This window comes from Archangium lansingense, assembly GCF_026626635.1.
Taxonomy (GTDB): domain Bacteria; phylum Myxococcota; class Myxococcia; order Myxococcales; family Myxococcaceae; genus Archangium; species Archangium lansingense.
On the sequence record NZ_JAPNKA010000001.1, the window covers coordinates 1,687,290 to 1,713,807 of the forward strand.

General features: G+C 67.9%; 21 protein-coding genes. 17 read left to right on the forward strand and 4 right to left on the reverse strand.

The window, feature by feature from the left end; all coding sequences use genetic code 11:
* Positions 1–12: 12 nt before the first annotated feature.
* The 11 genes from OV287_RS06910 to OV287_RS06955 all read left to right on the forward strand — a co-directional run bounded on the left by OV287_RS06910 (position 13) and on the right by OV287_RS06955 (position 14,684).
* Positions 13–918 carry a MerR family transcriptional regulator gene (locus OV287_RS06910; protein ID WP_267533189.1) on the forward strand — a complete coding sequence of 302 codons (906 nt, stop codon included), beginning with the start codon at positions 13–15 and terminating at the stop codon, positions 916–918.
* 291 nt (positions 919–1,209) lie between these two features.
* Positions 1,210–2,091, forward strand: coding sequence for a nucleotidyltransferase domain-containing protein (locus OV287_RS06915; RefSeq protein ID WP_267533190.1), 882 nt, complete (start codon positions 1,210–1,212; stop codon positions 2,089–2,091).
* A 6-nt stretch (positions 2,092–2,097) separates the two neighbouring features.
* On the forward strand, positions 2,098–4,047 hold the full coding sequence (locus tag OV287_RS06920; RefSeq protein ID WP_267533191.1) for an SAVED domain-containing protein: 1,950 nt from the start codon (positions 2,098–2,100) through the stop codon (positions 4,045–4,047).
* Between the two features lie 83 nt (positions 4,048–4,130).
* Positions 4,131–4,676: an RNA polymerase sigma factor gene (locus tag OV287_RS06925; protein ID WP_267533192.1), complete on the forward strand. Its 546-nt coding sequence runs from the start codon at positions 4,131–4,133 to the stop codon at positions 4,674–4,676.
* Positions 4,676–7,648, forward strand: a complete 2,973-nt coding sequence (locus OV287_RS06930) for a CHAT domain-containing protein (protein WP_267533193.1) — start codon at positions 4,676–4,678, stop codon at positions 7,646–7,648. The genes OV287_RS06925 and OV287_RS06930 overlap by 1 nt, the downstream gene beginning before the upstream one ends.
* 49 nt (positions 7,649–7,697) lie before the next feature.
* The gene (locus tag OV287_RS06935) at positions 7,698–8,114 is read left to right on the forward strand and encodes a hypothetical protein (protein ID WP_267533194.1); all 417 of its coding nucleotides are present in this window, start codon (positions 7,698–7,700) and stop codon (positions 8,112–8,114) included.
* Positions 8,111–9,535 (forward strand): hypothetical protein, encoded by a 1,425-nt coding sequence (locus OV287_RS06940; protein ID WP_267533195.1) that lies wholly within the window; start codon positions 8,111–8,113, stop codon positions 9,533–9,535. Before OV287_RS06935 ends, OV287_RS06940 begins: the two co-directional genes overlap by 4 nt.
* A gap of 61 nt (positions 9,536–9,596) precedes the next feature.
* The gene (locus OV287_RS06945; RefSeq protein WP_267533196.1) at positions 9,597–10,688 is read left to right on the forward strand and encodes an SMODS domain-containing nucleotidyltransferase; all 1,092 of its coding nucleotides are present in this window, start codon (positions 9,597–9,599) and stop codon (positions 10,686–10,688) included.
* Entirely contained in the window at positions 10,685–12,517 is a 1,833-nt protein-coding gene (locus OV287_RS06950; RefSeq protein WP_267533197.1) for a HesA/MoeB/ThiF family protein, read from the forward strand. Before OV287_RS06945 ends, OV287_RS06950 begins: the two co-directional genes overlap by 4 nt.
* Positions 12,504–13,037: a Mov34/MPN/PAD-1 family protein gene (locus OV287_RS56385; protein WP_373371810.1), complete on the forward strand. Its 534-nt coding sequence runs from the start codon at positions 12,504–12,506 to the stop codon at positions 13,035–13,037. The genes OV287_RS06950 and OV287_RS56385 overlap by 14 nt, the downstream gene beginning before the upstream one ends.
* A gap of 282 nt (positions 13,038–13,319) precedes the next feature.
* The gene (locus OV287_RS06955; RefSeq protein ID WP_267533198.1) at positions 13,320–14,684 is read left to right on the forward strand and encodes an amidohydrolase family protein; all 1,365 of its coding nucleotides are present in this window, start codon (positions 13,320–13,322) and stop codon (positions 14,682–14,684) included.
* Between the two features lie 22 nt (positions 14,685–14,706).
* On the opposite strand, the gene OV287_RS06960 is transcribed toward OV287_RS06955, so the two are convergent.
* Positions 14,707–16,260: a peptide MFS transporter gene (locus tag OV287_RS06960; protein WP_267533199.1), complete on the reverse strand. Its 1,554-nt coding sequence runs from the start codon at positions 16,258–16,260 to the stop codon at positions 14,707–14,709.
* A 46-nt stretch (positions 16,261–16,306) separates the two neighbouring features.
* Entirely contained in the window at positions 16,307–18,262 is a 1,956-nt protein-coding gene (locus OV287_RS06965) for a thiamine pyrophosphate-binding protein (protein WP_267533200.1), read from the reverse strand.
* Positions 18,263–18,609: 347 nt separating this feature from the next.
* On the opposite strand from OV287_RS06965, the gene OV287_RS06970 reads away from it, so the two are divergent.
* From OV287_RS06970 to OV287_RS06990, 5 genes are all read left to right on the forward strand, one after another.
* On the forward strand, positions 18,610–19,038 hold the full coding sequence (locus OV287_RS06970) for a hypothetical protein (protein ID WP_267533201.1): 429 nt from the start codon (positions 18,610–18,612) through the stop codon (positions 19,036–19,038).
* A gap of 22 nt (positions 19,039–19,060) precedes the next feature.
* Entirely contained in the window at positions 19,061–20,200 is a 1,140-nt protein-coding gene (locus OV287_RS06975; protein WP_267533202.1) for a DegT/DnrJ/EryC1/StrS family aminotransferase, read from the forward strand.
* Positions 20,197–21,549, forward strand: a complete 1,353-nt coding sequence (locus OV287_RS06980; RefSeq protein ID WP_267533203.1) for a coproporphyrinogen-III oxidase family protein — start codon at positions 20,197–20,199, stop codon at positions 21,547–21,549. The genes OV287_RS06975 and OV287_RS06980 overlap by 4 nt, the downstream gene beginning before the upstream one ends.
* 21 nt (positions 21,550–21,570) lie before the next feature.
* Positions 21,571–22,185: an MBL fold metallo-hydrolase gene (locus OV287_RS06985; protein WP_267533204.1), complete on the forward strand. Its 615-nt coding sequence runs from the start codon at positions 21,571–21,573 to the stop codon at positions 22,183–22,185.
* Between the two features lie 93 nt (positions 22,186–22,278).
* Positions 22,279–23,355: an NAD-dependent epimerase/dehydratase family protein gene (locus OV287_RS06990; protein ID WP_267533205.1), complete on the forward strand. Its 1,077-nt coding sequence runs from the start codon at positions 22,279–22,281 to the stop codon at positions 23,353–23,355.
* A gap of 21 nt (positions 23,356–23,376) precedes the next feature.
* Here OV287_RS06990 and OV287_RS06995 read toward each other — a convergent pair whose 3' ends face one another.
* Entirely contained in the window at positions 23,377–23,604 is a 228-nt protein-coding gene (locus OV287_RS06995; protein ID WP_267533206.1) for a hypothetical protein, read from the reverse strand.
* 203 nt (positions 23,605–23,807) lie between these two features.
* On the opposite strand from OV287_RS06995, the gene OV287_RS07000 reads away from it, so the two are divergent.
* Positions 23,808–25,130 carry a M24 family metallopeptidase gene (locus tag OV287_RS07000; protein ID WP_267533207.1) on the forward strand — a complete coding sequence of 441 codons (1,323 nt, stop codon included), beginning with the start codon at positions 23,808–23,810 and terminating at the stop codon, positions 25,128–25,130.
* Positions 25,131–25,151: 21 nt separating this feature from the next.
* Here OV287_RS07000 and OV287_RS07005 read toward each other — a convergent pair whose 3' ends face one another.
* Positions 25,152–26,354, reverse strand: a complete 1,203-nt coding sequence (locus OV287_RS07005; protein WP_267533208.1) for a hydroxymethylglutaryl-CoA synthase — start codon at positions 26,352–26,354, stop codon at positions 25,152–25,154.
* Positions 26,355–26,518 lie beyond the last annotated feature (164 nt).

The following is a 26,518-nucleotide window of genomic DNA, read 5'->3' on the forward strand; positions in this document are numbered from 1 at the left end:
AGGAGGAGTGGGATGGCCGAGCGCACCTATAGAATCCATGTCGCCGCGGAGTTGTCCGGGGTGAGGGTGGAGCTGATCCGCGCCTGGGAGCGGCGCTATGGGGTGCTGACGCCCAGGCGCACGCCCTCGGGCTACCGGGTGTACACGGACCGGGACGTGGCGTTGCTGCGGCGGCTCAAGCAGCTCACCGAGGAGGGCGTGTCCATCAGCGAGGCGGCGACGATGCTGCCGCAGCTGCAGGCAGAGCTCGAGACGGCGCCGCCCGCTCCCCCAGCCAGTGCCGAGCCGAGCGCCACGAGCTTGAAGGCGTGGCAGGAGGAGGCGTTGGCGGCGGCGGCGGCGTTGGATCAGCGGCGGGTATCGGAGGTGCTGGACGAGGTGCTGTCGGCGCTGACGCCCCTGGCTGCCTATGAGCAGGTCCTGGTGTCCTTGCAGCGCGAGGTGGGCGAGCGCTGGCATTCGGGCGCGTTCTCGGTGGCGCAGGAGCACCTGGTGACGCAGGAGGTGCGTGCGCGGCTCATCAGCCTGCTGCACGCGGCACCGGGAGCGGGGGGGCGCCGGCGTGTGGTGCTGGCCTGCTTCCCGGACGAGCAGCACGAGCTGGGCCTGTTGGGGGCGGCGTTGAGGATGAGGCACGCGGGGCTGGCGGTGACGCTGCTGGGCCAGCGGACGCCGGCGGCGGAGGTGGGCCGAGTGGCGCGCGAGCTGAGGGCGGAGCTGGTGGGGCTATCCGCGGTGACGGACCACGGGGCGCAGGACTTCGAGGACACGCTGTCGCGCATCGTGGCGGGGGTGCCCAGGGGGGTGCCCGTCTGGGTGGGCGGGTCGGCGGCCCTGGTGCACCAGGACGTGTGCGAGCGGCTGGGCGTGCACCTCTTCGAGAGCGGGGACGACTGGTCTCGCCTGCTGGGCGGGTGAGTTCTCAGTTGGCGCTTGCGGTCTTACCTGGGAAATGGGCAGCACATCACCGGGCGTCTGTTGGACCTTGAGTATCAGACCTGATTCTTCGGGCGCCTTGCCCGGGACGTCATCGTGGCCCTGAGCGCGGTGCTGGGTCTCACCTTCACGCATTCGCCGCAAGTGGGGGCTTGTGTCAGCCTGGAAGAGGTGTGGCGGTGTCGGCGAGGGGGTTCGGCTCTTTGGCGTACCAGCCCATGTAATGCCCGCAGTCTCCTCCGTATCTCTTTTAGGAGAGGAGACCCCCACAAAATGCTGACCGTGGCGCAGGCGTTCGAGCAGTTCATGCACAACCTGGAACTCCAGGCGGGCGAGGATCGTGAGGCGAAGCGTCAGGAGCGGAATGTCTTCGAGGCGATGCGCCGCCATCTGCGGCCCCGTGAGTCTATCCTCAGTGGCTCATACGGCCGGAATACGGCCATCCGACCGCTGCACGACATCGACCTCTTCCTCATCTTCACGGCGGCAGCGAGCGGCACGGGAGAGGCCGTCGGCCCCGAGGCGTTCCTCAAGCGCGTGAAGCAGGCACTCGAGCAGGAGTTCCCCGGCAAGCAGGCAAAACTGCAGAACCGCTCGGTCAACATCGAGTTCAGCGGGACGGGCATCGGTTTCGATGTCGTCCCCGCGCTGGAGGATCCGCGGCGGCCGGGCATCTACTGGATTCCCGACGTGCGCAAAGGCGACTGGATCCAGAGCGATCCACGCAAGCACATCGAGGCCTGTGACGCGGCGAACGCCAGGGCCACGCAGCGGCTCAAACCGCTCATCAAGGCCCTCAAGCGCTGGAACCAACTCCAGGGCAAACCCGTGCCGTCATTCCTCATGGAGGTGATGGCCTACAAGGGCATCGACTCGTTCCAACCCGATGGCCGCCTATCCGTCTACGCGCAAGGCATGGCCCACCTGTTCCAGTTCATGAGCGGACGCATCATGGAGCAGTGGCCGGAGCCAGCGGGGCTCGGGCCTCCCGTCAATTCCGGGGTGGGCCAGACGAACCTCCTGCAAGGACAACAACGGCTGTCGGGAGCCACCCGCAGGGCCGCCCAGGCCCTGGAGTTGGAGCGGGTGGGCGACATGGCCGGAGCAAACGCACTCTGGCGGGAGCTGCTCGGAACGGACTACCCGGAACGGTAGGAAGCCATGCCTGGACCACGAATCCTGACCATCGAGCTGGGCCGCGTGAAGAGGCCCAATGAGCCCTTTGCGTTCGACGGGAGGCCGCAGCAGTACTCAGCGCGACACAAGCAGGGGAAGCAGGGGGTGGCCGAGCTCCGGTGGGACAAGGTGGAGAAGTTACGTGCGGAGTTCGTGCGCGCGGCTCCAACGTCAGCTGCGCGGAAGCAGATGGGTGATCTGCTGCGCCGGTTCCTCGAGGACGTACTGCAAGAGCTGGAAGGCTGGGGTCATTACGAAAACGCTTTACTCGAAGCCGAGGCGAAGAAAACGCCCATCAGATTGCGCTTTCGCTTTAGCGCGGGTGAGCTGTTCAGCCTGCCCTGGGCGCTGACCACGCTCCGTAAGAACCGGAGCCTTGGTTACATCAAGCCGTATCCCCTGCAATTCGAATGGGCCAACGACATCTGGGTTCCCCAGTCCGCGCTTGGCCATGGCCGAGTGCTGTTCGCGTGGTCCAACGCGGAGGACGATGTCTCGGAGGACCTCCATCGCGAGGCCATCCAGAAGGCGTGCCCGGAATTCAATCCGGAGCAGGACGAGCTCAAGAACCTGGCGCTGGACTCCCTTCGCGACACGCTGGACAAGGCGCGCCAGGAGGGCAGGCCATTTCGCATCCTCCACATCCTGTGTCACGGTGGGCCCACTCCCGGAGGAACTTTCGGGCTTGTCTGGACGAATCCCTATCGGCCGCAGAGGCCCATCCCTGTGGATGGGGACAGCCTTTGCAACGTGCTCGGTCCCTTTCAAGGCGACCTGCAGGCGGTCGTGCTGAGCGCCTGTCACGGAAGCAATCCCGGTCAGGTGGGGAGCACGTTCGGAGGCGTGGCGCATGACCTCAACCGCCTCGGCATCCCAGCAGTCATCGCCTCGTTGATGCCTCTGACGATCAATGGCTCCATTCAGATGACGGGGGCGTTCTATGAAGCTCTCTGCCAGAAGAAGCTCCCCATCGACGAGGCCTTCCAGAACGCCCATGAGGCGCTGAGTCCCTCGTCGCTCGACTGGGCATCGCTCCAATTCTTCACGTTGTCTCCGCCCGCGGAGGCCCGTTCCGGAGGGCGGCGCATCGTCTTCTCGCCGACCGAGCCACTCCCTGAGCTCCCAGAGGAGCTTGTCGTGTCCTATGAGGTGAACTCCTCCGTGTCGCCCCCCGCCATCATCGAGGCCCTGGAAGGACGCGCTGGGGGGGATCCGGACATCATCGTGCTGCAACCCCTTGGCGGGGTAGAGGATGCGCTTCCCAGGACCTCCCAGCAGTGGCGGCGCGCACTCGGGCAAGCCGATCAACTCGTGGATGCGCTGGGGACCCAGGTCTCAATGGTGAACCTCTTCGGGCGAGCCCCGTTGCCGCTCATGTTCCACCTGGGGTGGAGGCTGAGCCGGTGGAAGCTTCGCGTGTACCAGGAGGAGCGGGGACGCACCGGCAGGTGGACCTGCGGCTACGACTCCATGCAGGAGCCTTCGCCCGAGGAGAGGTTCTTCCGGGAGGAGGCCTGGCCGGATTCCGAGGCTTGCCAAGCGGCAGGGGGCCGTCTGGCCATGACCATCGAGGTGAACCTGACCATCCACCCGGAGGAACTGGCGAAGTGGCTGGGAACGAAAAACCCTCCCGCGTTGGTGCGCCTGGTGGCAGCTCGAGGCACCTCTCCCACGGTGGTGCGGGGACCGATGGACACGGCTCGCGCCGTGGACGAGTTCCGCGCATCCCTGGACCGTATCCACGCGGAATGGCCCGACGTCCGCGAGGTGTGGCTCGCAATGGCGTGCCCAGCCAGTCTGGCGGCGGCGTTGGGTAGGGCCTACAACCCGAAGACCCAGGCGACTTTCAAGCTTTTCAACTTCCGGAAGTCCGAAGGCTATGTAGAGGTCCCCTGGACCGGAGGCGTTACCCCCAAGCCCAGGCGCCGCTCATGACTTCGCCCAGTCGCCTGCGGGGCGGGACGTAATATCCGGCGTGCCCTCCGTATCCCCTATGGGGACGGACCAAAGACGCGATCATGACGAGCGCCGGGGAGATTGTGGCCAGCAAGTTCGACGAGTGGCACGCGAAGTGCGACAAGCTGCTGTTGCCTATTGCCAAAAGACTCTGCCGTGGCGCCGAGGGCATCGACCCCCAGGACCTCGTGCAGGAGACCTTTTTGCGCTTCATCGAGCGCTTCGGCAGTGCGTTGGGCGAACTCGACGACGCACGGGCGGACGGCTGGCTCATCCGCGTCATGAACAATCATTTCTATGACTTGCTCCGAGGCTCCATGGGACGCAAGAAGGCGGAAGACGATCCGACTATCACCCGCTGGACCCTTGCGCAGGGAGCGGACCCGGACACGTACGAGCGCATTCCCCAGGAGCGCTTCGATTGGGCCGTCGAGAAGCTGCCTCGGCAGCAGCGGCTCACCTTCCTGCTCCGCGCCCAGGGACTCGGTAACAAGGAGATCGCCCGCGAGCTGGGCGTGACACCCAACGCCGTGGCCACGCGCCTGTTCTATGCCCGCCAGAGGCTCGACGAGCTGCTCAAGCCCTACCTCGATGAGGGAACCCACTGATGTCCACGTCCTGCGACTCACTCCAGGCCTTCGCGGATGGGGAACTCCCGCCCGCGGACGCCCAGGCTTTCGGCAAGCACCTGGCCGGGTGTGAGCGGTGCCAGTCAGAGCTGACTCGACTGCTGCAGCTCGAACAACTTGGTCGGCGCTATCTCGAGCGGCACGGCCCGGTCGAGGTTCCATGGCACGCCATCCCCCGGAACCGGCGGCTGGTGGCCGGTGCGGCGGTGCTCTCCGCCGTGGCCATTCTGCTGCTCATCACCCCGCGCTTCTCGGGCGGGCTGACGGCGCGAGCAGTGCCCGAGCTGTGGGCAGGGCAACAGCGGACACTGGAAGCGCGCGTCACATACCCCGAGGCGGACACGTACCGCCCGATGGTCCAATCCCTCATGGGCGCGACGAAAGCGCCGGCGGGAACCGAGGTCTCCCATGTCGTCATGGGCCAATTGGAGGAGAGGGGAGACCTGCCTCAGCTTGTCGCGGCCTACCTCGCTGGCGGTACGCCCGACACCTCACGAGCGAAGCAACTCCTGGAGCGGATGCGGAGCGAGCGCAAGTGGGACGCGAACGTGCTCTGCGACCTGGGGGTGGCCCACTATGTGGACGCCCAGGCCCAGAAAGATTCACACAGAACGGGGGTGCTGCGCGAAGCCCTCCGCCTGTTCAATGAGGTGCTCCGCGGGGCGCCCACGCATGTCCAGGCCCGGTGGAATCGCGCCCTGGTGTACCGGGACCTGGGACTGCCGCTGTTGGCCATGGAGGACTTCGCGGCGCTGGAGCACACCGAGACGGATGCGCAATGGCGGAACGAGGCCCGGGAGAAGCGGAAGCGGCTCGAGGGCGTGCTGCAACGACAGGCCAACTGGCAGGCCGCCGACACGGCGGGATTCGAGCTCATCTCCCGAGGTGTCTCCGCGCTGCCAGAGGCACTCCGCTACGCCGACGTCCCGCTGATGCGCCGTGACTTCTATCACGCCGTACGTGCCCGGACGACCGCCGCGGAGGTGCGCAAGTTCCTTCCCCTCGCAGAGAGACTGGATGAGCTCGCGGGAGGTGGCACGGTGCTCCAGGAATACGTCCAGCGCATTGCCGCACGGGACTTCACCGTCCGCGCCCCGCTGGCGGCGCAATATGCCCGGCTGATGACGGGGCAGGTGGCCTCGGGCGACGAGGAAGCCTTGCTCCGGACATTCCTCGCCTCAAGCGAGGACGACATCGCCCTGGGCGCGCTCATGTATGCGGTCCCGCACCTGCCGCAATACACCCGCCAGCTCGTGGAGCGGAGCCGAAACAGCCCGGACCCCTGGTTCCGGGTGGTGGGCCTCCAGGTGGAATCAACCCAGGAGCAGAAGCAGGAGCGCTACGACCGGGCACAAAAGCTGCTCGAGGAGGCGCTCGGCCTCTGCAAGCGGGGGCAGTTGGTCTACCGGTGCATCGAGGTCGAAAACGACCTGTCCCATGTGTCCGGCTGGCTCTTCCACGTGAGCGATGCCGAGCAGCACGCGCGCGCTGGGCTCGCCATGGCGCGGCAGGCCCAATGGGACCAGGAGCGGATGCTGTTGCAGACGCTGGGGAATGCCATGCGCGTGGCGGCGGACGTCACGCTGGGCCGCGCCTATTTCGGTGAGGCCCTCCTCATGTCCGAGGGCGACCGGAAGAGCCTGCGGAACATCCATCAGAACCTCGCCCACCTGGCCATTCAGGCCCTGGAGTTGGATGAGGCACGGGCCGAATTGGACCGGGCCATGGACGTCGGGCTGCCGCTCACACAGCATGGAATTGCGGCGCTGGTGGATGTGGCGCGGACGCGCCGCTCCCCCCGGGACGCGCAAGCCGTGGAACAGGCGCTCACGTTGGAGCCCGGCAACACCCCGGGGCAGCGCGCCTACGCGAAGTTCCTTCGAGGGCGTTTCCTGCTGGAGGTAGACCACGTCAGGGGACGCGCGTTGCTGGAGGAGTCCATCCACGAGGCGGAGTCCGCAGCCCCTGAGGACGTCACGGCAAGGCATGCACGTGCGTACAGCTACACGTCCCTCATCTTCGCCGACGCCGCGAAGAGCGACTTCGTCGCGGCCCTGGGTCGCTTCGGCTCGGAGCTGGATCTGGCCGCCTCGGGCCGGTGCATCCTCGCGCTCACGGCAGACACGGAGCGCAGCCTGCTGGTGGCGCGGGGAGCGGAGGGGCAACTGGTCAGCCGGTACACCCCCGAGCGGAGCGCACGGTTCGACCCCGCGAGCCTCGCGGGCGTGGTGCCCGCGGACATGGTGGACGCCCTTCGTCCCTGTGCCTCCGTGGACGTCCTGGCCCGGCCTCCCTTGCAGGGGCGAGCGGGGCTCCTTCCGCCCGAGCTCGCCTGGCGCTACGTAACGCGAGCCATCTCGCCCCAACCTCCAGACGGACGAGGCCTGCACCTCGTGGTGAGCGAGGTGCGGTACGACGAGCAGCACAATGACCGCGTCCTGACGTGGTCGCCCACCATCACGCCGGGAGCGGCAGTCCGGACCCTTCGGGAATTGGATGCCACCCCGAACCGCGTGCTGGCGGCCATGTCGGAGGCGACGGACATCGACCTGGCGACCCACGGGAAGATCGACCCTGGCTCGAACACGGCCTATCTGCTGCTGGCTCCAGGTCCGGACGGAAACGATGCGCTGTACGAGAACCGCATCCGAGGGCAACGGCTCTCGGGCGCTCCGCTCGTCGTCCTGGCGGCGTGCGAGGCCGCGAGGGGAACCTCGGCCCTGCATGAGCATGGCAGCCTGCCGAATGCATTCCTCGCCGCTGGAGCGCGCACGGTGCTTGCGGCGACGCTGCCAATCCCGAACGACGACGCGTCGGCCTTCTTCGCTGCCGTGCGCGAACGTACCCGTGGGGGCGTTCCTGCCAGCGTGGCCGCTCGCGACGAACGCATGAAGTGGCTGAGCAACGGGAAGGACGCCGAGTGGGTCAACGGTGTCCTCGTCTTCGAGTGAAGAGCGATTGCTACATCACGCGCAGCCACAATGGAGCAGGGGAGGGCCAATGCAGGGTGAGTCGCCGGAGACGCAGGACTTCTCGACGTGGGATGGCACGCCGTTCTTCGAGGGGTATCCCGAGGAGGGGCGGTACGTCTACATCGTCAAATCGCGCGAACAAGGGAGCTTCACCGCCTATGGAGCGCTGGATGACCAGCAGCAGGCCATCTTCGTGGTCCAGGGGACGCTGGCGCAGCTCGATGACTTCGTGGCGCAAGTGGAGAAGGAGGGGGCCAAGGTGACGTATGGCCCGCCTCCTTTCGACACCAACACGGGGGGAGACAAGGCCACTACCACCAGCCGGCCCGGCCTCATGGCGGACGATAAGACGGACGGCACCCGCCAATCTGTCCCCACGGAGGGAGACAAGGCCACCGGCACCAGGCAACCCGGCAGCAAGCGCAACCGCGGAGGTAAGAAGTGACACTGCAACTGTTGCTTGCTCAGGCTGGAGACGGGCGCCCCGTCATCGAGACGCCCCTGCCTACGGAGTCGCTGCTGGAGGCCCCGCTTCCAGAGCCCCTGCCGAGCCCCTCCCACCTGTACAGCATGTCCGCCGAACCCGATTCGCTGCGGGAACAGCGATGGGCGCTCGTGGTTCCCGACAACGACCGGGGCCGGAAACTCGAGGCCATCCTGTCGCCGCTGTGTGAGCGCCGTGCGGAGGAGCAGGGCCGGAAGGTGGATGTCTACCGCGCCCGGCCTGGGATGGACGCAGCCAAGGCTCGCGAGTTCGTGGACGAGGAGATGTATCCGACGTCCCGAGCCTCGCGGGAGCACGCCCGCTACGTCCTGCTCGCAGGGACGCCGGAAGAACTCTCGATGGAACTGCAGGAGGAACTGACGGGCGATGGCTCTTGCTTCGTAGGACGCCTCCCCTTCGAGCGGGAGGATGACTACGCGGCCTACGTGGAGAAGGTGGTGGCCCGTGAGAGGGAAGCGGCGCGCCCCCGGAAGGCCCGGGCCGTCTTCCTGACCGCACAGGACATGTCGCCCCAGGTGCGAAGTGGCCACGACTTCATCACCAGCCCGGCGGCACGGCGTTGTTCAGAGGCGCGTGCGAGGGGCTACTTTCCGGCGAGCGGGGTTCTCACGGAGGAACTGCCAGCAGGCGCCAAGGGGCGGCTGTTGGAGTTGGCCGGTGTGAAGGAGCCGAGTCTGTTCTTCACGTTGAGCCATGGCGTTGGGGGACCGCTGTCGGGCTGGCAGAGCGCGGAAGAACAGCGGCGGACGCAGGGCAACATGTGGCTCGGCGACCGGACCCACCTGGCCGCCGAGGATGTCCGCCAGGGGGCGTTCCTTCCTGGAGGCATCTGGTTCTACTTCGCCTGCTTCGGCGCGGGAACGCCGGCGCGGAGCGTGTACCAGCCATGGATGGAGCACCTCGTGCGGTCGGGCAAGATGCGACAACGGGAACTGGAGGGAGTCGAGCGCTCCCGCCCCGTGGGGGCTCGGCCCTTCATCGCCGCCTTACCCCAGGCGGCGCTGGCCAATCCCGAGGGGCCGCTCGCCGTCATCGGCCACCTGGACCAGGCGTGGATCTGCTCCTTTCACGATCCCCGCACCGGGCAGACGCACGCCAACCGGCTGGAGGATGTGCTCACGAGTTTGGTGGAGGGCTACCGGGCGGGGCTGGCGCTCCAATCCCTGTCACGTTTCGCATCGAAGGCGGACCGGGAGTTGCGCAAGCAATACCAGGCGGACGCAGTGGCCCACTCCTCCGGTCATCCCTTGGCCCCCAATATGGCGGAGCGCGCATGGCTGTGGATGGAGCGGCACGACGTCACGAGCTACACGCTGTTGGGAGATCCGGCGGTGCGGCTTGTGGATCGGCCCTCCCGCTGAGCCGCGGGAAGGGGATGGCGGTGCACGTAATAAACGCCGCGCCATTCGTGATCCATATACAATGACACTTCCACTTCCCTCGTATTTCACTGACTTCCTCAATGACATCCGCCCGACGCCTGCCCAGCGTGCTGACATGATCGACGGGCACACCAGACTCCGGGAGCGCCTGGAGTCGGACACGCAGCTCAAGACAGGGTTCGTCAGCATGTTTCTGCAGGGCAGTTACAGGCGTCACACGGCGGTCCGGCCCAAGGACGGCAAGCGGGCGGATGTCGACCTCATCGTCGTCACCCGCATGAAGGAGTCCGAGTTCACGCCCACCGAGGCCATGGCCTGCTTCAAACCCTTTCTGGAGAAGCACTACAAGGGCAAGTACCGCCAGCAGGGCCGCTCCTTCGGCATCGAGATGTCCACCGTGGAGATGGACCTCGTCATCACCGCCGCGCCGTCGGAATCCGAGGCGGGTGTCTACAGCTCCCTCTCCGAGAGTGAGGATGACCTCCATCTCGACGAGGATGAGACGCAGCCGCTCGTGAAGACGGCCTTGGACGGCCTCCCCCAGTGGAAGACGGAGCCGTTGCGGATTCCGGACCGGGACCTTGGCAGGTGGCAGGACACCCACCCCCTGGTGCAGCTGAGTTGGACGAACCAGAAGAACGCCCGATGCTCGGGGCACTACGTCAACGTTGTGAAGGCCCTCAAGTGGTGGCGGCTCGTTCACGCCAGTGAACTGCCGGACCGACCCAAGAGCTACCCTCTGGAGCACCTCATCGGCGACTGCTGCCCGGACGGCATTTCCTCGGTAGCCGAGGGTGTGGTCCGGACCCTGGAGCAGTTCAGCCAGCGCTACGCCTTCTATGCCGCCTGCAACCAAGTCCCCTACTCACCGGATCGGGGCGTGGACCAGAACGTCCTGGCACGCATCGACGGTAAGGACTTCGCGAAGTTCCATGCACAGGTAGTGGCCGCCTCGAAGACGGCACGTAATGCCTTCGAGGCTCCGGACGCGCAGACCGCGGCACCGCTGTGGCGCGAGCTCTTCGGCGACAAGTTCCCCCAGGCTCCCGATGGCGGCCCCTCCTCGAAGAAGGATGGCTTCACGCCCCACCAGGGCGGGCCTGGAGTTGTAGGACCCGGTAGGTTCGCGTGAGAGGCGCTCCCGCGCTGACGGACGAGCTCCGCGTGGGCCGCCGCGCCCTAGACGGGGTAGCCGGCGTGGAGCTGCTCGCCGAGGTGCTCTGGGCTCCGCAGGAGCAGTGCTGGGTCCTTCCCCTGCGCCTACGGGCGGACACCTCGGGGAGTAGCATTCCCGAGTGGACGGACTGGTACGTACTCATCGACGAGCACTACCCCTGGGGGCGAATCGACATCCTTCCCTCCAAGAAGGGGAGCATCGAGGACACGCATCCGCACCAGCGCCTGAACCGGCCAGGGTCGGCGGCTCGACCGTGGCGGGAAGGGCGGCTGTGTCTGCAGACAGGACTGGCGTCTCTCGGATTGAGGGCGCGTCCGGAGGAGCCACGGAGTGCGGAGACGCGGCTTTCCTGGCACGTCGCGAGCGCACGGGAGTGGCTCGAAACCGCGGCCCGGGGCCAGCTTCTCGCCCCGGGTCACGCTTTCGAGCTCCCCGACCTGCCCACGGGTGGAAACCCGCAGGTGGTCTTCCGCGAGACGGCCCAGTCGCTTGGCACCTGGACGGCGAGCACGGAGCCCCGAGGATGGGTGGAACTGAGCCCCGTCCCCGGCAACTCGCGGCTGCTCGCCGTGAAAGCGTTCTCATCGCTCGATGGCCGCCGCGTGTTCTCTCCCGAATGGGGAGACCTGCTCCGCGCGGGGCCTCGTCGGAACCGCATCCGTGTGCCGTGGATGCGGTGTGACTCGCTCCCGGTCCTGCAGCCCTACGCGCCCCCCACCACCTGGCCCGAGCTGGAGGAGGTGCTGCGCTCCCAGCGGCTGGACCTGCGCAAGGAGCTTCAAGCCTTCGCCTCGCGGCTTCGCGACGGCAAGCGCCACCTGTGTCTCATCGGTTTTCCCATTCCGGAGAAGGTGGGCCAGCCGGACCTACGCATGCACTGGTGGGCGCTTCGGCTGCCCATGTTTGCCCATGGCAACGTGGCTCCGCGCGGCTATCGCCGTAACGAGCGGGCGTACTGGCTTCATGACCAGACCCAACTGTTCAAGCACTCACTCCCCCTCAACTGGCTCCGCACCGACAACTGGGCACCCGAGGACCTCCGCAGCCGGGGTGCAATGCCGGAGCCTCTGCGGAACTCCTGGGTGTTGCTGCTCGGGGCGGGGGCACTGGGCTCCGCCATGGCGGAGTTGCTCGTTCGCGGTGGGATCTCCCGCCTGGTCATCATGGATGGGGAAGTCCTTGAGGCGGGAAATCTCGTCCGCCACACGTTGGATGTGATGGACGTGAGGTGCTCCAAGGCCCATGCGCTCGCGCGTCGCCTACGCAACCTCAATCCGGACTTGCAGGTCCACGCCATCCCTGAGCCGCTGGACGAGCAGACTGCTCGGAGCAACTGGCTCGTCTCCCGATGCGAAACCATCCTGGATTGTACCGCCTCGGACGAGGTTCTTGAGGTGCTGGGCCGACACACATGGGACAGGCCCCACCTGTTCTTCTCCGCCTCCTTTGGTGTGGGGGCGCGGCGCCTGCTGTGCTTCAGCGCCACGGGCTCCTCATTCCCGTCGGGTGAGTTTTGGAAACGGGCCGGAGCGTGGATCCAGCAGGAGAACGAGGAGCTCCGGCGCACCTCGCTGCCCAGAGAGGGACTCGGTTGCTGGCATCCCGTCTTTCCTGCTCGAGCGGATGACGTAGCGTTGGCCGCCGCGATCGCGGTGAAGGCGCTGGTGCGAGCCACGGCCACGCGCCCCGACGCGCGGCTCGATGTCTACGAGCGTGAGGAACACGAAGACAGCTTTCGTGGAGTAACCCATGTGTCCCCTGTGGAAGCGCATGCCAGCCCTTGAGTTCCGTTCCGCGGATGCACGCTTCCGGGTGTACGTGCCAGGAGCCACCGTCCGGCGGCTTCTCCATCTGTGCCGCTCGTCTGGCACGATGGAGACTGGAGGCATCCTCGTCGGTGGGTACTCCGCCACGCTCGACTGTGCCCGGGTGCGTGCCGCTTCTGACCCCCCCACGGACTCGGTTCGTGGGCCAAGCTCGTTCCAGCGCGGAACGAGGGGCCTCCAGGTCTGGCTTGAGCGCCGGTGGGCCTCGCGTGGCGAACATTATCTGGGCGAGTGGCATTTCCACCCCTATGCCGCGCCGGTGCCGAGCGGCACGGACCTCCAGCAACTCGGGCGCATTGCACGCACTGCCGATTACCGTTGCCCTGAGCCCATTCTGCTCATTGTGGGTGGGGACCCTGCTGGGGCGTGGTTGATCAGTGCCCATGTTGTTCCTAGCGGTCAGGCTGCCGTCCCGCTCCAGCGGCTCCCGGACCTTGCTGAGTCAGACTTTGTCAGGCGTTCGTATGGCAGCGACTGAGCCATGAAGGAGGAGGAATTGTTCCAACGCGCAGCGGTTCGCCCCGGACGTATGGGCTGGGCTCGCCTCGGTTATGGGCTTGCCCCGGTTACGTGGACAGTAGGATTAAGATGCCAACTTCTGCGGTGCCCCCGCCCGGCTCGCCCGTCGATGTGTGGTGAGCGGGGACGACTGGTCTCGCCTGCTGGGCGGGTGAGCGCACCCCGAGTGCGGGCCTTCGTCAGCTGGTGTCACTCCCTCTATAATTCGTTGCACAGCTGCAATGTCGAGAGGACCTCACACATGAAGACCTCGCGGACCTGGACTCTGCTGGGTGCCAGCCTTCTCTCCCTCGCCGGAGCGCTGCTGCTGCCCGGCTGCGTGCGCGAGGTACAGCCCACTCCGGCCAACTCGGAGAATGCGACCGCGTTCATTGGGGTGAATGTCGTCCCCATGGACGCCGAGCGCGTGCTGGAGGACCACACGGTCATCGTGCGCAACGGGCTCATCACGTCCCTGGGCCCGTCCGCGACCATCACCGTGCCAGCGGATGCCGAGCGCATCGATGGCAAGGGTCGCTACCTGATGCCGGGGCTGGCGGACTTCCACGTCCACCTGCACTCGGAGGAGCAGCTCCTGTCGTACCTGGCCCACGGCGTCACCAGCCTCTTCGAGCTGGACGGCTCGCGCGAGCACCTCGAGCTTGGGGTGCAGCTGAAGGGGAACAGCGCCCTGGGCCCCACGCTCTACACGAGCAGCCCGCTGCTGGATGGAGGGCCGCCGGGCGGCAAGGTGGTGTCGGTGAGGACGCCCGAGCAGGCGCGCGTGGCCGTGGTGAAGCAGAAGAACGCGGGCTACGAGGCGCTCAAGGTCTACGACAACATCACGCCCGAGGTGTACGCCACGCTGGTGGCGATGGCCCGGCAGCAGCGGATTCCGGTGGTGGGGCACGTGCCGCGCACGGTGGGAGTGGAGGCGGTGCTGCGCTCGCGCCAGGCGCTCATCTCCCATGGCGAGGAGTACTTCCACTCCGGGGCGCGGGATGAGGCGGGGATTGCTGGCCTCGCCCGCGCGACGAAGGAGGCGGGGACGTCGGTGGTGCCGGACCTGGTCCACATCGACACCGCGCTGCGGATGCTGACGGACCTGGAGGGCGTCTTCGCGGACCCGGAGGCCCGGTACCTCTCGCCGGAGGTGATTCGGAACTGGCGCTTCTCCAACCCCACGCGCCGGGTGGACGTGGCGGCGTACGCCGAGCGCGAGCGGGCGGCATACCCCTTCGTCCAGCACCTCACGCTCGCGCTGCAGAAGGAGGGCGTGCGGTTGCTGCTGGGCTCCAACGCCTCGGATGCCGGGCTCTTTCCCGGCAAGTCGACGCAGCTGGAGCTCGCGGAGCTGGTGAAGGCGGGCCTGTCGCCCTACGAGGCCCTATCCGCTGGGACGCGCAATGCGGGCAGCTTCATCACGGAGCACGTGGATTCGGCGGCGCGCTTCGGGACGGTGGCGGTGGGACAGCGGGCGGACCTGCTGCTGCTGCCCGGCAATCCCCTGGAGGATGTGAGCCAGGCGAACCGGGCGCTCGGGGTGATGGTGCGCGGCCAGTGGCTCCCGCGCGAGTGGCTCCAGAAGAAGCGGGAGAAGACCGCCGAGGCCTTCTCCAAGCGCTGAGCCTCCCGGGCGGTGGTGGCCCTCAGTGCACCCCGCCCATCATCCGCCGGATGGGGCGCACGAGCAGGGCCAGCACCACACCCGCGGCGATGCCGACGGCGGCCACGGCGCCGAAGGTCGAGGTGGGATCCGTCCCGAGCTGCCCCGCCACGCGCCCGGCGATGAGGTTGCCCAGCGACATGGACATGAACCACACGCCCATCATCTGCCCCACCATGCGGTGCGGCGCCAGCTTCGTCACCGTGCTCAGTCCCACCGGGCTGAGGCTCAGCTCGCCCAGGGTGTGCAGCAGGTAGGTGAGGACCAGCCACATCGGGCTCACCTTGGCGCTGCCCTCGGACGCCAACGAGGCCGCCACCATTACCAGGAAGCCCGCGCCCATCAGCACCAGCCCCAGTGAGAACTTGGCCGGGCTCGAGGGCTCCAGGCCGCGCTTGTTGAGCTTCACCCACACCCAGGCGAACACGGGCGCCAGGCAGATGATGAACAGCGCGTTGATGGCCTGCAGGGTGCTCGCCGGGATGTCGATGCCGAACACCACCCGGTCCGTGCGCTCCTCGGCGAAGAGGTTGAGCGAGGAGCCCGCCTGCTCGAAGCCCGCCCAGAAGATGGTCGAGCAGATGAAGAGGATGCCGATGACCCCCAGCCGCCGCTTCTCCGTCGCGTCCAGCCCGCCGGCGATGAACGAATAGACGAAGAATGCGACCGCCAGCGTCAGGATGATGAACCCGCCCGCGCTGTTCAGACCCACCGCGGTGGTCAGCTCCACCATGCCGAGCAGTTGCAGCACCACCAGCAGGCCCACCAGCGCGCCCGCCAGCGCGAGGGCCGGCACGGGGGAGGCCTTCTTCCCCTGCTCCCCGTTCCGCTCCCCCGCGCTCCTGGGCTTCCTGCCTATCTCGCCCAGGTTCCTCCCTCCCCACAGGTACATGGCGATGCCAATCACCATGCCGAAGCCCGCGAGGCCGAAGCCCAGGTGCCAGTCCACCCGCTGTCCCAGCGTGCCCACCATGAGGGGAGCGAAGAAGGCACCGAGGTTGATGCCCATGTAGAAGATGGAGAAGCCCGCGTCCCGCCGCGCGCCGCCCTCGGGGTAGAGCTCGCCCACCATGGCGCTGATGTTGGGCTTGAGCAGGCCCGTCCCCAGCACGATGAGCAGCAGCCCCAGGTAGAAGAGGTTCACGCTGGGGAAGGCCATGCTGAAGTGGCCCAGCGCGATGAGGATGGCGCCGTAGAGCACCGCGCGCCGCTGGCCGAAGAAGCGATCCGCCAGCCACCCTCCCGGCATGGCGGTGAGGTACACGCCCGCGCCATACAGGCCGTAGATGGCGCCTGCCTTCGTCTTGTCGAAGCCCAGTCCACCCTTCTCCACGGCCGCCGTCATGAAGAGGATGAGCAGCGCCCGCATGCCGTAGAAGCTGAAGCGCTCGAACAGCTCGGTGAAGAAGAGCGTGGAGAGCCCGCGCGGGTGGCCGAAGAAGCCCCGCTGGTCCGGGATGGGGGAGGGCGTGCCTCCCGGGGGAACGAGGGGGGCGGCCGAGCCGCTGGCGGACTGCGTGGCGGGGGTCTGGGTCATTCCGGGCTCCTGGACCCGGACTCTACCCGCGAAGGCGGGTTCGCGCTCAGCCCTCCTTCGGCGCCGAGGCGACGGCGGCGAAGCGGTCCCCGTACGGTGGCACCTCGCGGTAGTCGATGCGGCACACCAACACCTGCGGCCGGCGCTCCTCGTCCGCGCGCTTCAGCACCTGCGGCAGCAGCTCCGCGAGCTGGCCCGGTCGCGTCACCTCATAGGCCCTCGCGCCCAGCGACTCGGAGAACTTCACCAGGTCCGGGTTCCCCAGGCTGAAATAGGGGTCATCCAGCGGGTACTCACCCGCCGACTGGGCGTGCTCGCCGTGGTTCACCATCCCCAGGTAGTTGTCGTTGAGGACGATGTAGACGGCCCCCACCCCGTAGCGCACCGCCGTGACGAGCTCGGTGCCATTCATCAGGAACGAGCCGTCCCCCGTGAGCGCGATGGCCGTGTTCTCCGGCTTGCCCACCTTCCCGCCGATGACCGCGCCCATGGACCAGCCCATGGAGGACAGGCCGCAGGGATAGAAGACGCGGGCCGGCGGGGTGATGCGCAGACAGTGCGTGGCCCAGCCGGTGCAGTTGCCCATGTCCACGTACAGGTCCGTGTGGGCGCGCAGGTGCGGGTTGAGCTCCGCCATCACGTGCTGCGGCTTGAGCGGACCGTCCTCGGGCAGCACGGGCGCGGCCGAGCGGTGGGCGAGGTTCAGCGCGTTGAGGTGCTGGCGGCGCTCGCGCACCTGCGCCTCGTTGCCCGGCGAGGCCGTGTGGCCGAACTCCACCAGCCCCGCCACCACCGAGCTCACGTCCGCCACGATGGGCAGGTTCACCTGGAGGAACTGGCCAATGACAGACGGCGTGGCGTCCACCTGGATGACGGTGTGCGCCGCCTGGAAGAGCGAGGAGAAGCTCTTGGTGGCCCACTCCCCCAGACGGCTACCCAGCACCAGCAGCACGTCCACGCCCTCGCTCAGGTACTGCTCGGCACGCTTGCTGCCGGCGATGCCCAGCACACCCAGCGACAGCGGATCCTCCTCGGAGAAGAGCCCCTTGCCGCGCAGGCTGGTGGCCACCGGCAGGCAGTAACGGCGCACGAGCGCGGCGAACTCCGCGCCCCGGCTCTCCAGCGCCTCGCGCGCGCCCGAGCCCAGGTACACCAGGGGCCGCTTCGCATGGCGCAGCAGCTCGAAGGCCGTGTACACCTCGGAGGCCGGCGCCGCGGGCAGCGTACCCTTCCATGCGCCCGGCGCCGTGGGCACGCTCACCTTCGGCAGAGTCTGCCGGGCGATGTTGGTGGGGATGCTCACGTGCACCGCCCCGCGCGGCACTGCGTGCGCCGTCTTCAGCGCTCGCTCCAGCAGGCGCGGGAAGCTCTTGGCGTCCACCACGGTGGTGCTGGAGGCCGTGCAGTGACGGAACATCTCCCCCGTGTTGATGCCGCCCTCGTCGGTGCTCTCCTGGATGGCGCCCAGGCCAAAGCGCTCGGTGGACACCTGGCCGCTGATGGTCAGCACCGGCACCTGATCCAAGTGCGCCGAGGCCACGCCCGTCATGGCGTTGGTGGCCCCGGGGCCTGCCGTCACCGCGCACACGCCCAGCTTGCCCGTGGCGCGCGCGTACCCGTCCGCCATGAAGGCCGTGCCTCCCTCATGGCTGCCGATGATGAAGCGGATGCGCTGCTGGCGCCGCAGGGCCTGCACCAGCGGCGCGATGTTGCCTCCGGGGATGCCGAACACCGCATCCACCTGCTCCGCCTCCAGGTGCGCCAGCAGCGCCTCGGCCACCGTGATGTTCTCGAACGTTCCAAAGGAGCGCAGCTTCTTCAGCTCGGCCTTGGGCTCCTCGGGCCGCACGAGCGGCTCCGGAATCGCTCCGCCGTCCCTCGAGACCGCGACCGCTTCCACCCTTCCGTCCCTCAACAAGTGCGTCCCCTGTGAGAACTGGACGGGCGGCTCTCCGAGCAGCAGAGGACTCGGCAGGGCCTTGGTGAGGGCGGGTTGGGACACGGGCTCCCCTTTCTTCTGGGACGTTCCGGGTGTGCGCGCCCCCAGAACAGCGGGTTTGTGGACCTCGACTGAATCTCGGGTGATGAGAAGGCGAGGAACGCGTGCGCGCAACGCGGTGTGTCGGGACGGTGACGGTCTCGCAAACTACCCCAGTTCCTCCATCCAGCAAACAACTAAATTAAAAAATTTCAGGTCTGCTGGATTCGAGATGTGCTAGGGGGCGCGCGCTCTCACCATGCCCAACCCCTTGAATTTCCGAGCGGAAGTCAGTTCGCGCTAAGCTGCGCGCCACTCTCTCGGCTGCCTCGGGCGCGAGGCTCTTCCCCCGCCGAGACACGAGGCAAGTGATGCCTGTCCCACAAAACTTCGGCACGGATTATGGCTTTCGGGTGCACGCGCCCGGGTACATCACGCCTGCGGAGGCGCGGGCCTGGTTCGAGGATCTGAAGTCCCGGGTGGTGGCCCTGGAGGGCAAGTCCTTCGGGTTGCTGGTGGACTCGAGGACGCAGAAGGCCAACCCGCCGGACACTCAGGAGCTCATCAAGGAGTCCATGGTGTGGCTGCGCAGCCATGGCATGGAGCGCTCGGTGGTGGTGTTGGACAGCACGGTGGCGTTGATTCAAATCCTCCGGTTGGCGAAGTCCACGGGCGTGTATGCCTACGAGCGTTACCTGGACGCGCTGAAGGATTCGGAGTGGGAGAGCAAGGCGCTGGATTGGATCATCCGCAGCATTGATCCGGATCTGCCGCAGCCGGAGCAGAAGCAGCTTCGCTGACGCCGAAGGGAGAAGGCTGTCCATGGCGCGCTACCGTTATCCGTGCACGGGCCCCGTTGAGACGGAGGGCTTCGAGCACTTCGTGGCAGAGCACCTGGGCCCCGCGCGGGCGAACCTGAAGGCCTTCGCGGCGGAGCTGGGCGAGCACTTTGGTGCGAGGCAGCTGGCGCTGGTGAACTCGGGCAGCTCGGCGAACCTGGCGGCGGCGCTCGCGCTGGCGGAGCGCACGGGACCCGGGGCGCATGCGGTCACCGCGGGCTTCACCTTTCCCACGACGTTGTCGTCGCTGCGCACCGCGGGCTTCGCGGTGACGGTGGTGGACACGGAGCCGGGCGGTTTCTGCATCGACCCGGAGGCGGTGCGGCGCGCGCTGCGGCCGGAGACGCGGGTGGTGTGCGTGACGCACTTCCTGGGCTTCCCGGCGGCGCTGGAGGCGGTGCTCGAGCTGGCGCGGGAGCGGAACCTGCTGGTGCTGCAGGACGCCTGCGAGACGATGGACCTGCGCATCGGCGGGAAGCCGGCGCATGCGTACGGGACGCTGGCGACGTGGAGCTTCTACCACCCGCACCACCTGTCCTCGTTTGGAGGGGGCGCGGTGGTGTGCCCGGACGCGAGCTGGCTGCGGGTGGTGGAGTCGGTGACGCACTGGGGTCGCGAGTGCACCTGTCACTATGACCCCGGAGCGTGCACGGCGCCGCCGGGCATTCACCACAACTTCCACTACGTGCGCATGGGCCACAACCTGGAGATGTCCGAGCTGAATGCCTGCTTCGGCCGCTTCCAGCTGCGCAAGTGGGAGGCGCACGAGGCGAGGCGGCGCGCGCACTACGCCACGCTGTACGAAGTGCTGCGGGACGCACCGGGCCTGACGGTGTACGCGGCACCGGCGGACAATGGCTCGCCTTTCGTCTTTCCCTTCACGGTGAAGCAGGGGAGCGCGGCGGGGCTGGCCGAGCGGCTGATGGGGCGCGGGGTGGAGGTGCGCACGCTGATGGGCGGAGCCATCACCCGGCAGCCGGCATGGAAGGACCTGCCGCACGACGGGCTGGCGAACTGCACGGCGCTGGCGGAGGCCTCGCTCTTCGTGGGCATCCACCAGACGCTGGGCGAGGAAGACGTGGCGGCGGTGGCGCGCATCGTCTCCGAAGAGGCTCGGCGGTGAGCTGGAGGCGGGCGCTGGCGCTGGCCTCGGCGCGGCCGCTGGACTTCACCATTCAATACCCGCCGTCGCGGGAGTACTTCCGCGAGCGCTTCATGTCACCGCCCGGAGCGGGCGTGGCCTTGGAGGCGCTGAAGCGGGTGCTGCTGTACGTGCACGTGCCCTTCTGCGAGGCGAAGTGCTTCTACTGCAACTTCGCGGTGGACCTGCGCAAGGGAGCGGGAGTGCACGCGCGCTATGTGGACGCGCTGTGCGCACAGCTCGAGCGGTTGGATGCAGCGCTGCCGGCGGGGTGCACGGTGCCTGGCATCGACATCGGCGGAGGGACGCCCACGCTGCTGGAGCCAGAGTTGCTCGGAAGGGTGCTGGAGGCGTTGCGCCCATGGAGGCGTCGGTACGAGGTGGCGTGGCCGCTGTCCATCGAGACGACGCCGCGGGTGGCAGCGACAGACGGGGAGCGGTTGGCGGTGCTGAAGGCGGGCGGGGTGGACCGGGTGTCGATGGGGCTGCAGAGCACGAACGACGAGACCCTGGCGCAGGTGAACCGGCGGGCGCAGCGCAGCCTGGGCGAGCGGGCGGTAGAGGCGCTGGCAGCGGTGGGCTTCCGCCGGGTGAACGTAGACCTGGTGTTCGGGCTGCCGGGGCAGACGCGGGAGCAGTGGTGGCAGGACCTGGAGCGGGTGGCGGCGCTGCCGGTGGACTCGGTGACGACGTACGACTGCCTGTACCGGGGAGCGGGGAGGGCGATGCCGAAGCTGACGGCGGTGCGGCCCACGCCGGGGGATTACGGCGCGCTGTACGACCTGGCCTATGAGCACCTGACGGCGAACGGCTTCCATGCGCCCTATGGCTCGGTGAACTTCTCGCGGCATGCGGGGGAGACGGGGACGTCGCCGTACTTCGAGGGGCGGCTGCTGGACGGGCTGCCCTACGTGGGGGCGGGCAACTATGCGTCGAGCCTGGTAGGGACGCGCTGGTGGTTCGCGCCGTACGAGGTGGATGCGTACGTGGCGGCGGTGCAGAGCGGGGCCGTGCTGCCGGAGGAAGACGGCTACACGCTGCCGGACGCGGAGCGGTGCGCGAAGTATGTGCTGCTCTCGTTGAACTTCGGGCTCATCGACCCGGTGCGCTTCCGAGCCTTCGCGGGGGCGGAGCTGGAGGCGATGTACGGGCCTCAGTTGGAGCACGCGCAGGAGGTGGGCTGGCTGCGCAAGGAGGGCGGGGTGTACGGAGTGGAGCCAGGCCGGTTCCGCGAGCTGCCGTGGATCCGCGCGCTCTTCTATGCACCGGGAGCGGTGGAGTGGCTGTCCGAGCGGATGTCGTTGCCGGAGGCGTTGCGGACCACGGGGTGAGCCCGCGTAGTCTGGGGCGCCATGAAAGCCCTGCACCGCAAAGACCTCTACGGCTGGTCCGTCTTCGATGAGTCGCGCAACCTGGACTTCCACAGCGCCCTGTGGGTGCGCCCCGAGGGCAACGTGGTTATCGATCCGCTTCCCCTGTCCGCGCACGATGCCGCGCACCTGCGCTCGCTCGGCGGCGTGGCGTGGGTGGTGGTGACCAACTCGGAGCATGTCCGCGCCACGCGCGAGCTGGTCTCCACCTTCGGCGCGAAGGTGGCTGGTCCCCGCGCCGAGGCCGACACGTTTCCTCTCAAGTGCGATCGATCGCTTGCCACGGGTGATGCGCTTGTTCCTGGGCTGGTGGCGACGGAACTGCACGGCTCCAAGACGCCCGGCGAGCTGGCTCTGACTCTTGAGGATACGACCCTGGTGACGGGAGACCTCATCCGTGGCCACGTGGGCGGCCGGCTCAACCTCCTGCCAGAAGCGAAGCTGAAGGACCCTGCCAAGGCCCGCGCCTCAGTGAGCGAGCTGGTTGCATCCTGGCCGCGCATCGACGCAGTGCTGGTGGGGGATGGATGGCCCGTATTCCGCGGCGGGCACGCTATCCTGCAGGAACTGGTGGCCACCCTGGCGGCCACTCGCTGAGTCACGCGCGGCTCCATCACAACTCCTGGCTCGGCCATCGATCCTTCTGGTGCCGCGCTCGCGGGCCACATCCACGCCAACCAGGAGAAGACCATGTCACCCGATGGAGCGTCTCCATCGCCTCAGGCCCCCATGGGTAAGGATCTCCACGCCCATCGGATCCTCATCACGGGCGCCTCGGGCTTCATGGGCTCCTGGCTGGCCGAGCACCTCCTCCAGCGGGGCGCGTTCGTCGTGAACCTGCTCTCGCACTGGGATCCGCAGGGACACTTCGTCCGCAGCGGGCTCGTCCATCGGGTCAAGAACGTCGTCGGAAACGTCGAGGACTACCTCTTGCTCGAGCGGCTCATGACGGAGCAGGAGGTGGATACGGTATTCCACCTCGCGGCCATCTCCGTGGAGGGGCTCGCCTTCTCGTCGCCGCACCTGGCGCTCGAGGTCAACGTCCGCGGGACGTACAACGTCCTGGAGGCGTGCAGGAAGAACGCACGGAACGTCAGGCGTGTCATCGTTGCTTCGAGCGACAAGGCGTACGGTGACAGCCCTGTGCTGCCCTATACCGAGGAGCTGCCACTCCAGGGCCGGCATCCCTACGACGTCTCGAAGTCCTGCGCGGACCTCATCGCTCATGCCTACGCGCACAGCTACGGGCTGCCCGTGGCCATCGGGCGGTTCGGCAACATCTACGGAGGAGGAGACCTCACCTGGAGCCGGCTCATCCCCAACACCATCCGCCGGCTGCTGGCGGGCGAGCCGCCCATCGTCCGAAGCCCTCCTCGGGGTGACTTCATGCGCGACTTCCTCTACGTCCGCGACGCGGTGCGGGCCTATATGGCCATGTTCCACGGCCTCGACGACGGAGTGGCTCGGGGGCAGTCCTTCAACTTCGCGATGGGCGGCAGTTGGACGGTCCTCGAGGTCGTGAGGCGGCTCCAGCGGCTTCTCCACCGAGAGGAGCTCGAGCCCCTCCTCACCCAGGCCACACACGGGGAGATCCTCCACCAGCACCTCTCCGCCGAGAAGGCGCATCGGCTCCTGGGCTGGGCTCCGCGGTACTCGTTGGACGAAGGTCTGGCGGAGACCGTTGATTGGTACAGCCAGTACCTGATGGAGACTCGCGCGCCTTCCATGGCGGGGCGGCAGGAGCACGTCCAGGCGTTGGCCTCGTGAGCCGCTGGGAGTCGTCCGGGCTCACACGGGCGATGTGCGCGGAGTGCCGAGCAACTGCAGCGTGCGCACCGCGACATCAACGAGTGTCTGCGCGCACGGGTAGCAGCCTCCGCCGCAGCACTGGGGCCACTCGCCCTCGGGGTCGCGCAGGAGCGGATGGACGCAGCCGCGGTAGGTGAGGGGCAGCCCGAGCTCGTCGCACGCCTGCCTCAGCGCGTCCTGTACGCGCGGGTCTCTCACATCGGTCACCCGATGGATGTAACCGCCTGCTCCCCCACCCGCTATGTCCCCTGGCCATCCCTCCCTGGGACCGGGCATGCCGTGGCCCGGTGGCCCGTCTTGATGAAGACCCGGGTTGGACCCGCTCGAAGTCTGGGGGACACCTCGGGTGATTCCGCGCGGCGGCACGCGGGGTAGGCTGGGGGGCACCACCCCGCCCGGAGCCCTCCGTGATGAGACGCTGGCTCGTTCCCTGTCTGCTGCTTGCCCTGAACGTGGCGTGTGCCACGGCCCGCCCTGTTCCGCCCCGGTTGCTCTCTTGGTCCGAGCAGATCGCCGTGCGCGAGGCCTGGCTGGTGAAGCGCCACGAGATGCTCCTGCCGATGATGCGCCAGCACGGCGTGGGCATGTGGATCATCGTCAACGAGGAGTTCCACGATGATCCGCTCACCCAGTACGTGGCGCCGCCGCGGCCCTACGCGGGCAACCGGGATATCTTCGTCTTCATCGACGCGGGCGCGCAGGGGCTGAAGAAGTACGCGCTAACGGGCTACCCCGAGGAGAACCTCACGCGTTTCTTCGAGTGTCCCAAGGAGCCGATCAAGCCGAGGGAGGAGGAGCTGGCCGAGCTCTACACGCGGTACCGACCGGCCACCATCGCGCTAAGCATGGGCGGCAAGCGAGGGGTGACGCGCAGCCTGACGCGGGACTCGTACGCGCTCCTCGCCGCGGGGCTGGGGCCCGAGGCGGAGGCGCGCTTCATCAGCGCCGCACCGCTCATCGAGGAGTACCTGGACACGCGCATTCCCGAGGAGCTGGAGCACTACCGCACACTGGTGTTGCTCACGGAGCAGGTGGTGAAGCGGGCCTTTTCGTCCGAGGTGGTGAAGCCCGGCGTCACGAAGGTGGGGGACGTGCGCCGCTGGCTGTATGACGAGCTGGGGCGGCTGGGCGTGGGCACCTGGTTCCAGCCGGACCTGCGCGTGCAGCGCAAGGGGCAGGGCAACGCCTCGTCGCGCGGCTTCCTCGCGGTGGCGAAGGAGGACCTGGTCATCCAGCGGGGAGACCTGCTGCACGTGGACTTCGGCATCAGCTACCTGGGCCTGCACAGCGACTGGCAGAAGATGGCTTATGTGCTGCGCGAGGGGGAGTGGGACGTCCCCCAGGGCCTGAAGCGGGCGCTGGGGAACACGAACGCGGTGCAGGTCGCGCTGGTGGTGGCGTCGCGTCCGGGGCGCCCGTCCGCCGAGGTGTACGAGATGGTGATCGCCTGGGTGAGGGAGAAGGGAATCGTGGCCCAGGTGTACTCGCACCCGCTGGGCAACCAGGGGCACGCGCTGGGCGCCTCCATCGACTTCCGTTCGACGAGCCGGCAGGAGGAGCCCAAGAAGCTGCGCGAGGGTTCGTATATCGCCATCGAGCTCAACACGCGCACCCCGGTGCCCGAGTGGGACGGCCAGGAGGTGTTCGTGATGCAGGAGGACCCCGCGTACCTCACCGCGGACGGCTGGAACTTCTTCGTGCCCTGGCAGGAGGCGTACTACGTCATTCCATAGCCGCCTCCCGCTCGAGCTGGCTCAGCGTGCGTAGATGCGCTTGTGGTCGCGCGTGCCCTGGTAGCGGAAGCCCTCGCCGGGCGTCTCCTCGGCGGGCTTGTCGTCCAGCTTCTCGCGCGCCGCCATGATGGCCTCGTACTCGGGGATGCTCAGCGCGCGCCGCTTCTCCAGCAGCGTCTCCAGGCCCAGCGCCTTCACGCGCGCCTGCGCCTCGGGCTGCACCACGGCGCTGAAGAACTCCGCGCACGAGCCGCTGCCGTACGAGAACAGGCCCACCTGCTTGCCCGTGAGGTCCTCGCGCGAGGACGACAGCAGGCTCGCCAGCGCCAGGTACATGGAGCCCGTGTAGATGTTGCCCACCTGCGAGGGCAGCACGAGGCTCGGGCCCACCAGCCGGTCGAAGCTCGCGTCCGGCTCCTTGTCCCCGTCCAGCGTGCGCACGTGCCGGTGCGCCTTGCGCGACATCTTCCCGTACGGCACGTGGTACACGAGCGCGGCGAACCGGTCGCTGTACTGGCCCTCGCCGCCCGCGTCCTCCCTGGCGTCTGCCGACGCTTCCTGGTAGGCCCTGTACGCCCCCTCCAGCGCGTCCAGGTAGCACTGCACCGAGTAGTGCCCGTCCACCACCGCGTCCTTCGAGTAGAGCGGACGCCAGAAGTCCATCACGTCCTTGGCGTACGCGCCCGTCTTCCCGTTCTCGAAGGCCAGCAGCTTCGGCTTGTCGGACACCAGCAGCGCCACCGCGCCCGCGCCCTGCGTGGGCTCACCCGGCGTACCCACGCCGTAGCGGGCGATGTCCGAGCAGATGATGAGTGCCTTCTTCCCCTTGGCGCTGCCCGAGCGCACCCAGTCCATGGCCAGCAGCAGCGCCGCGGTGCCGCCGTAGCACGCGTGCTTCGTCTCGAAGACGCGGCAGCGCGTGGGCAGTCCCAGCAGGCCCTGCACATATGAGGACACCGGCTTGGAGTGGTCCACCGCCGTCTCGGTGCCCACCACCAGCATGCCCACGTCCTCCGGAGCGCACCCGGCCGCCTCCATCGCCATCCGCGCCGCCCGCGCCGCCAGCGTCACCGTGTCCTCTTCCACCAGCGGCACGGCCATCCGCGTCACGCCCAGCCCATCCACGTACTTGCCCGGCGCTACGCCTCGCGCCTTGGCCAGCTCCGCCAGCTCCACGTACGTAGGCGGCACCGCGATCCCGAGGCTCTCCAGTCCTGCCTGCATCCAGCGCTCCTTCAATTATTCAGTGGGGGGGGTCACTGTTGTTGGGGGGAGAACAGTCTGACCCATCGGCCGGGTGTGTTTCCACCCTCCCGTGTCGCCCTTGTCCTGGTGACAAGGTGGGAGGATGTCGCCGGGTTGCCGGAAGGGGGGGACCTCGGGTTAGG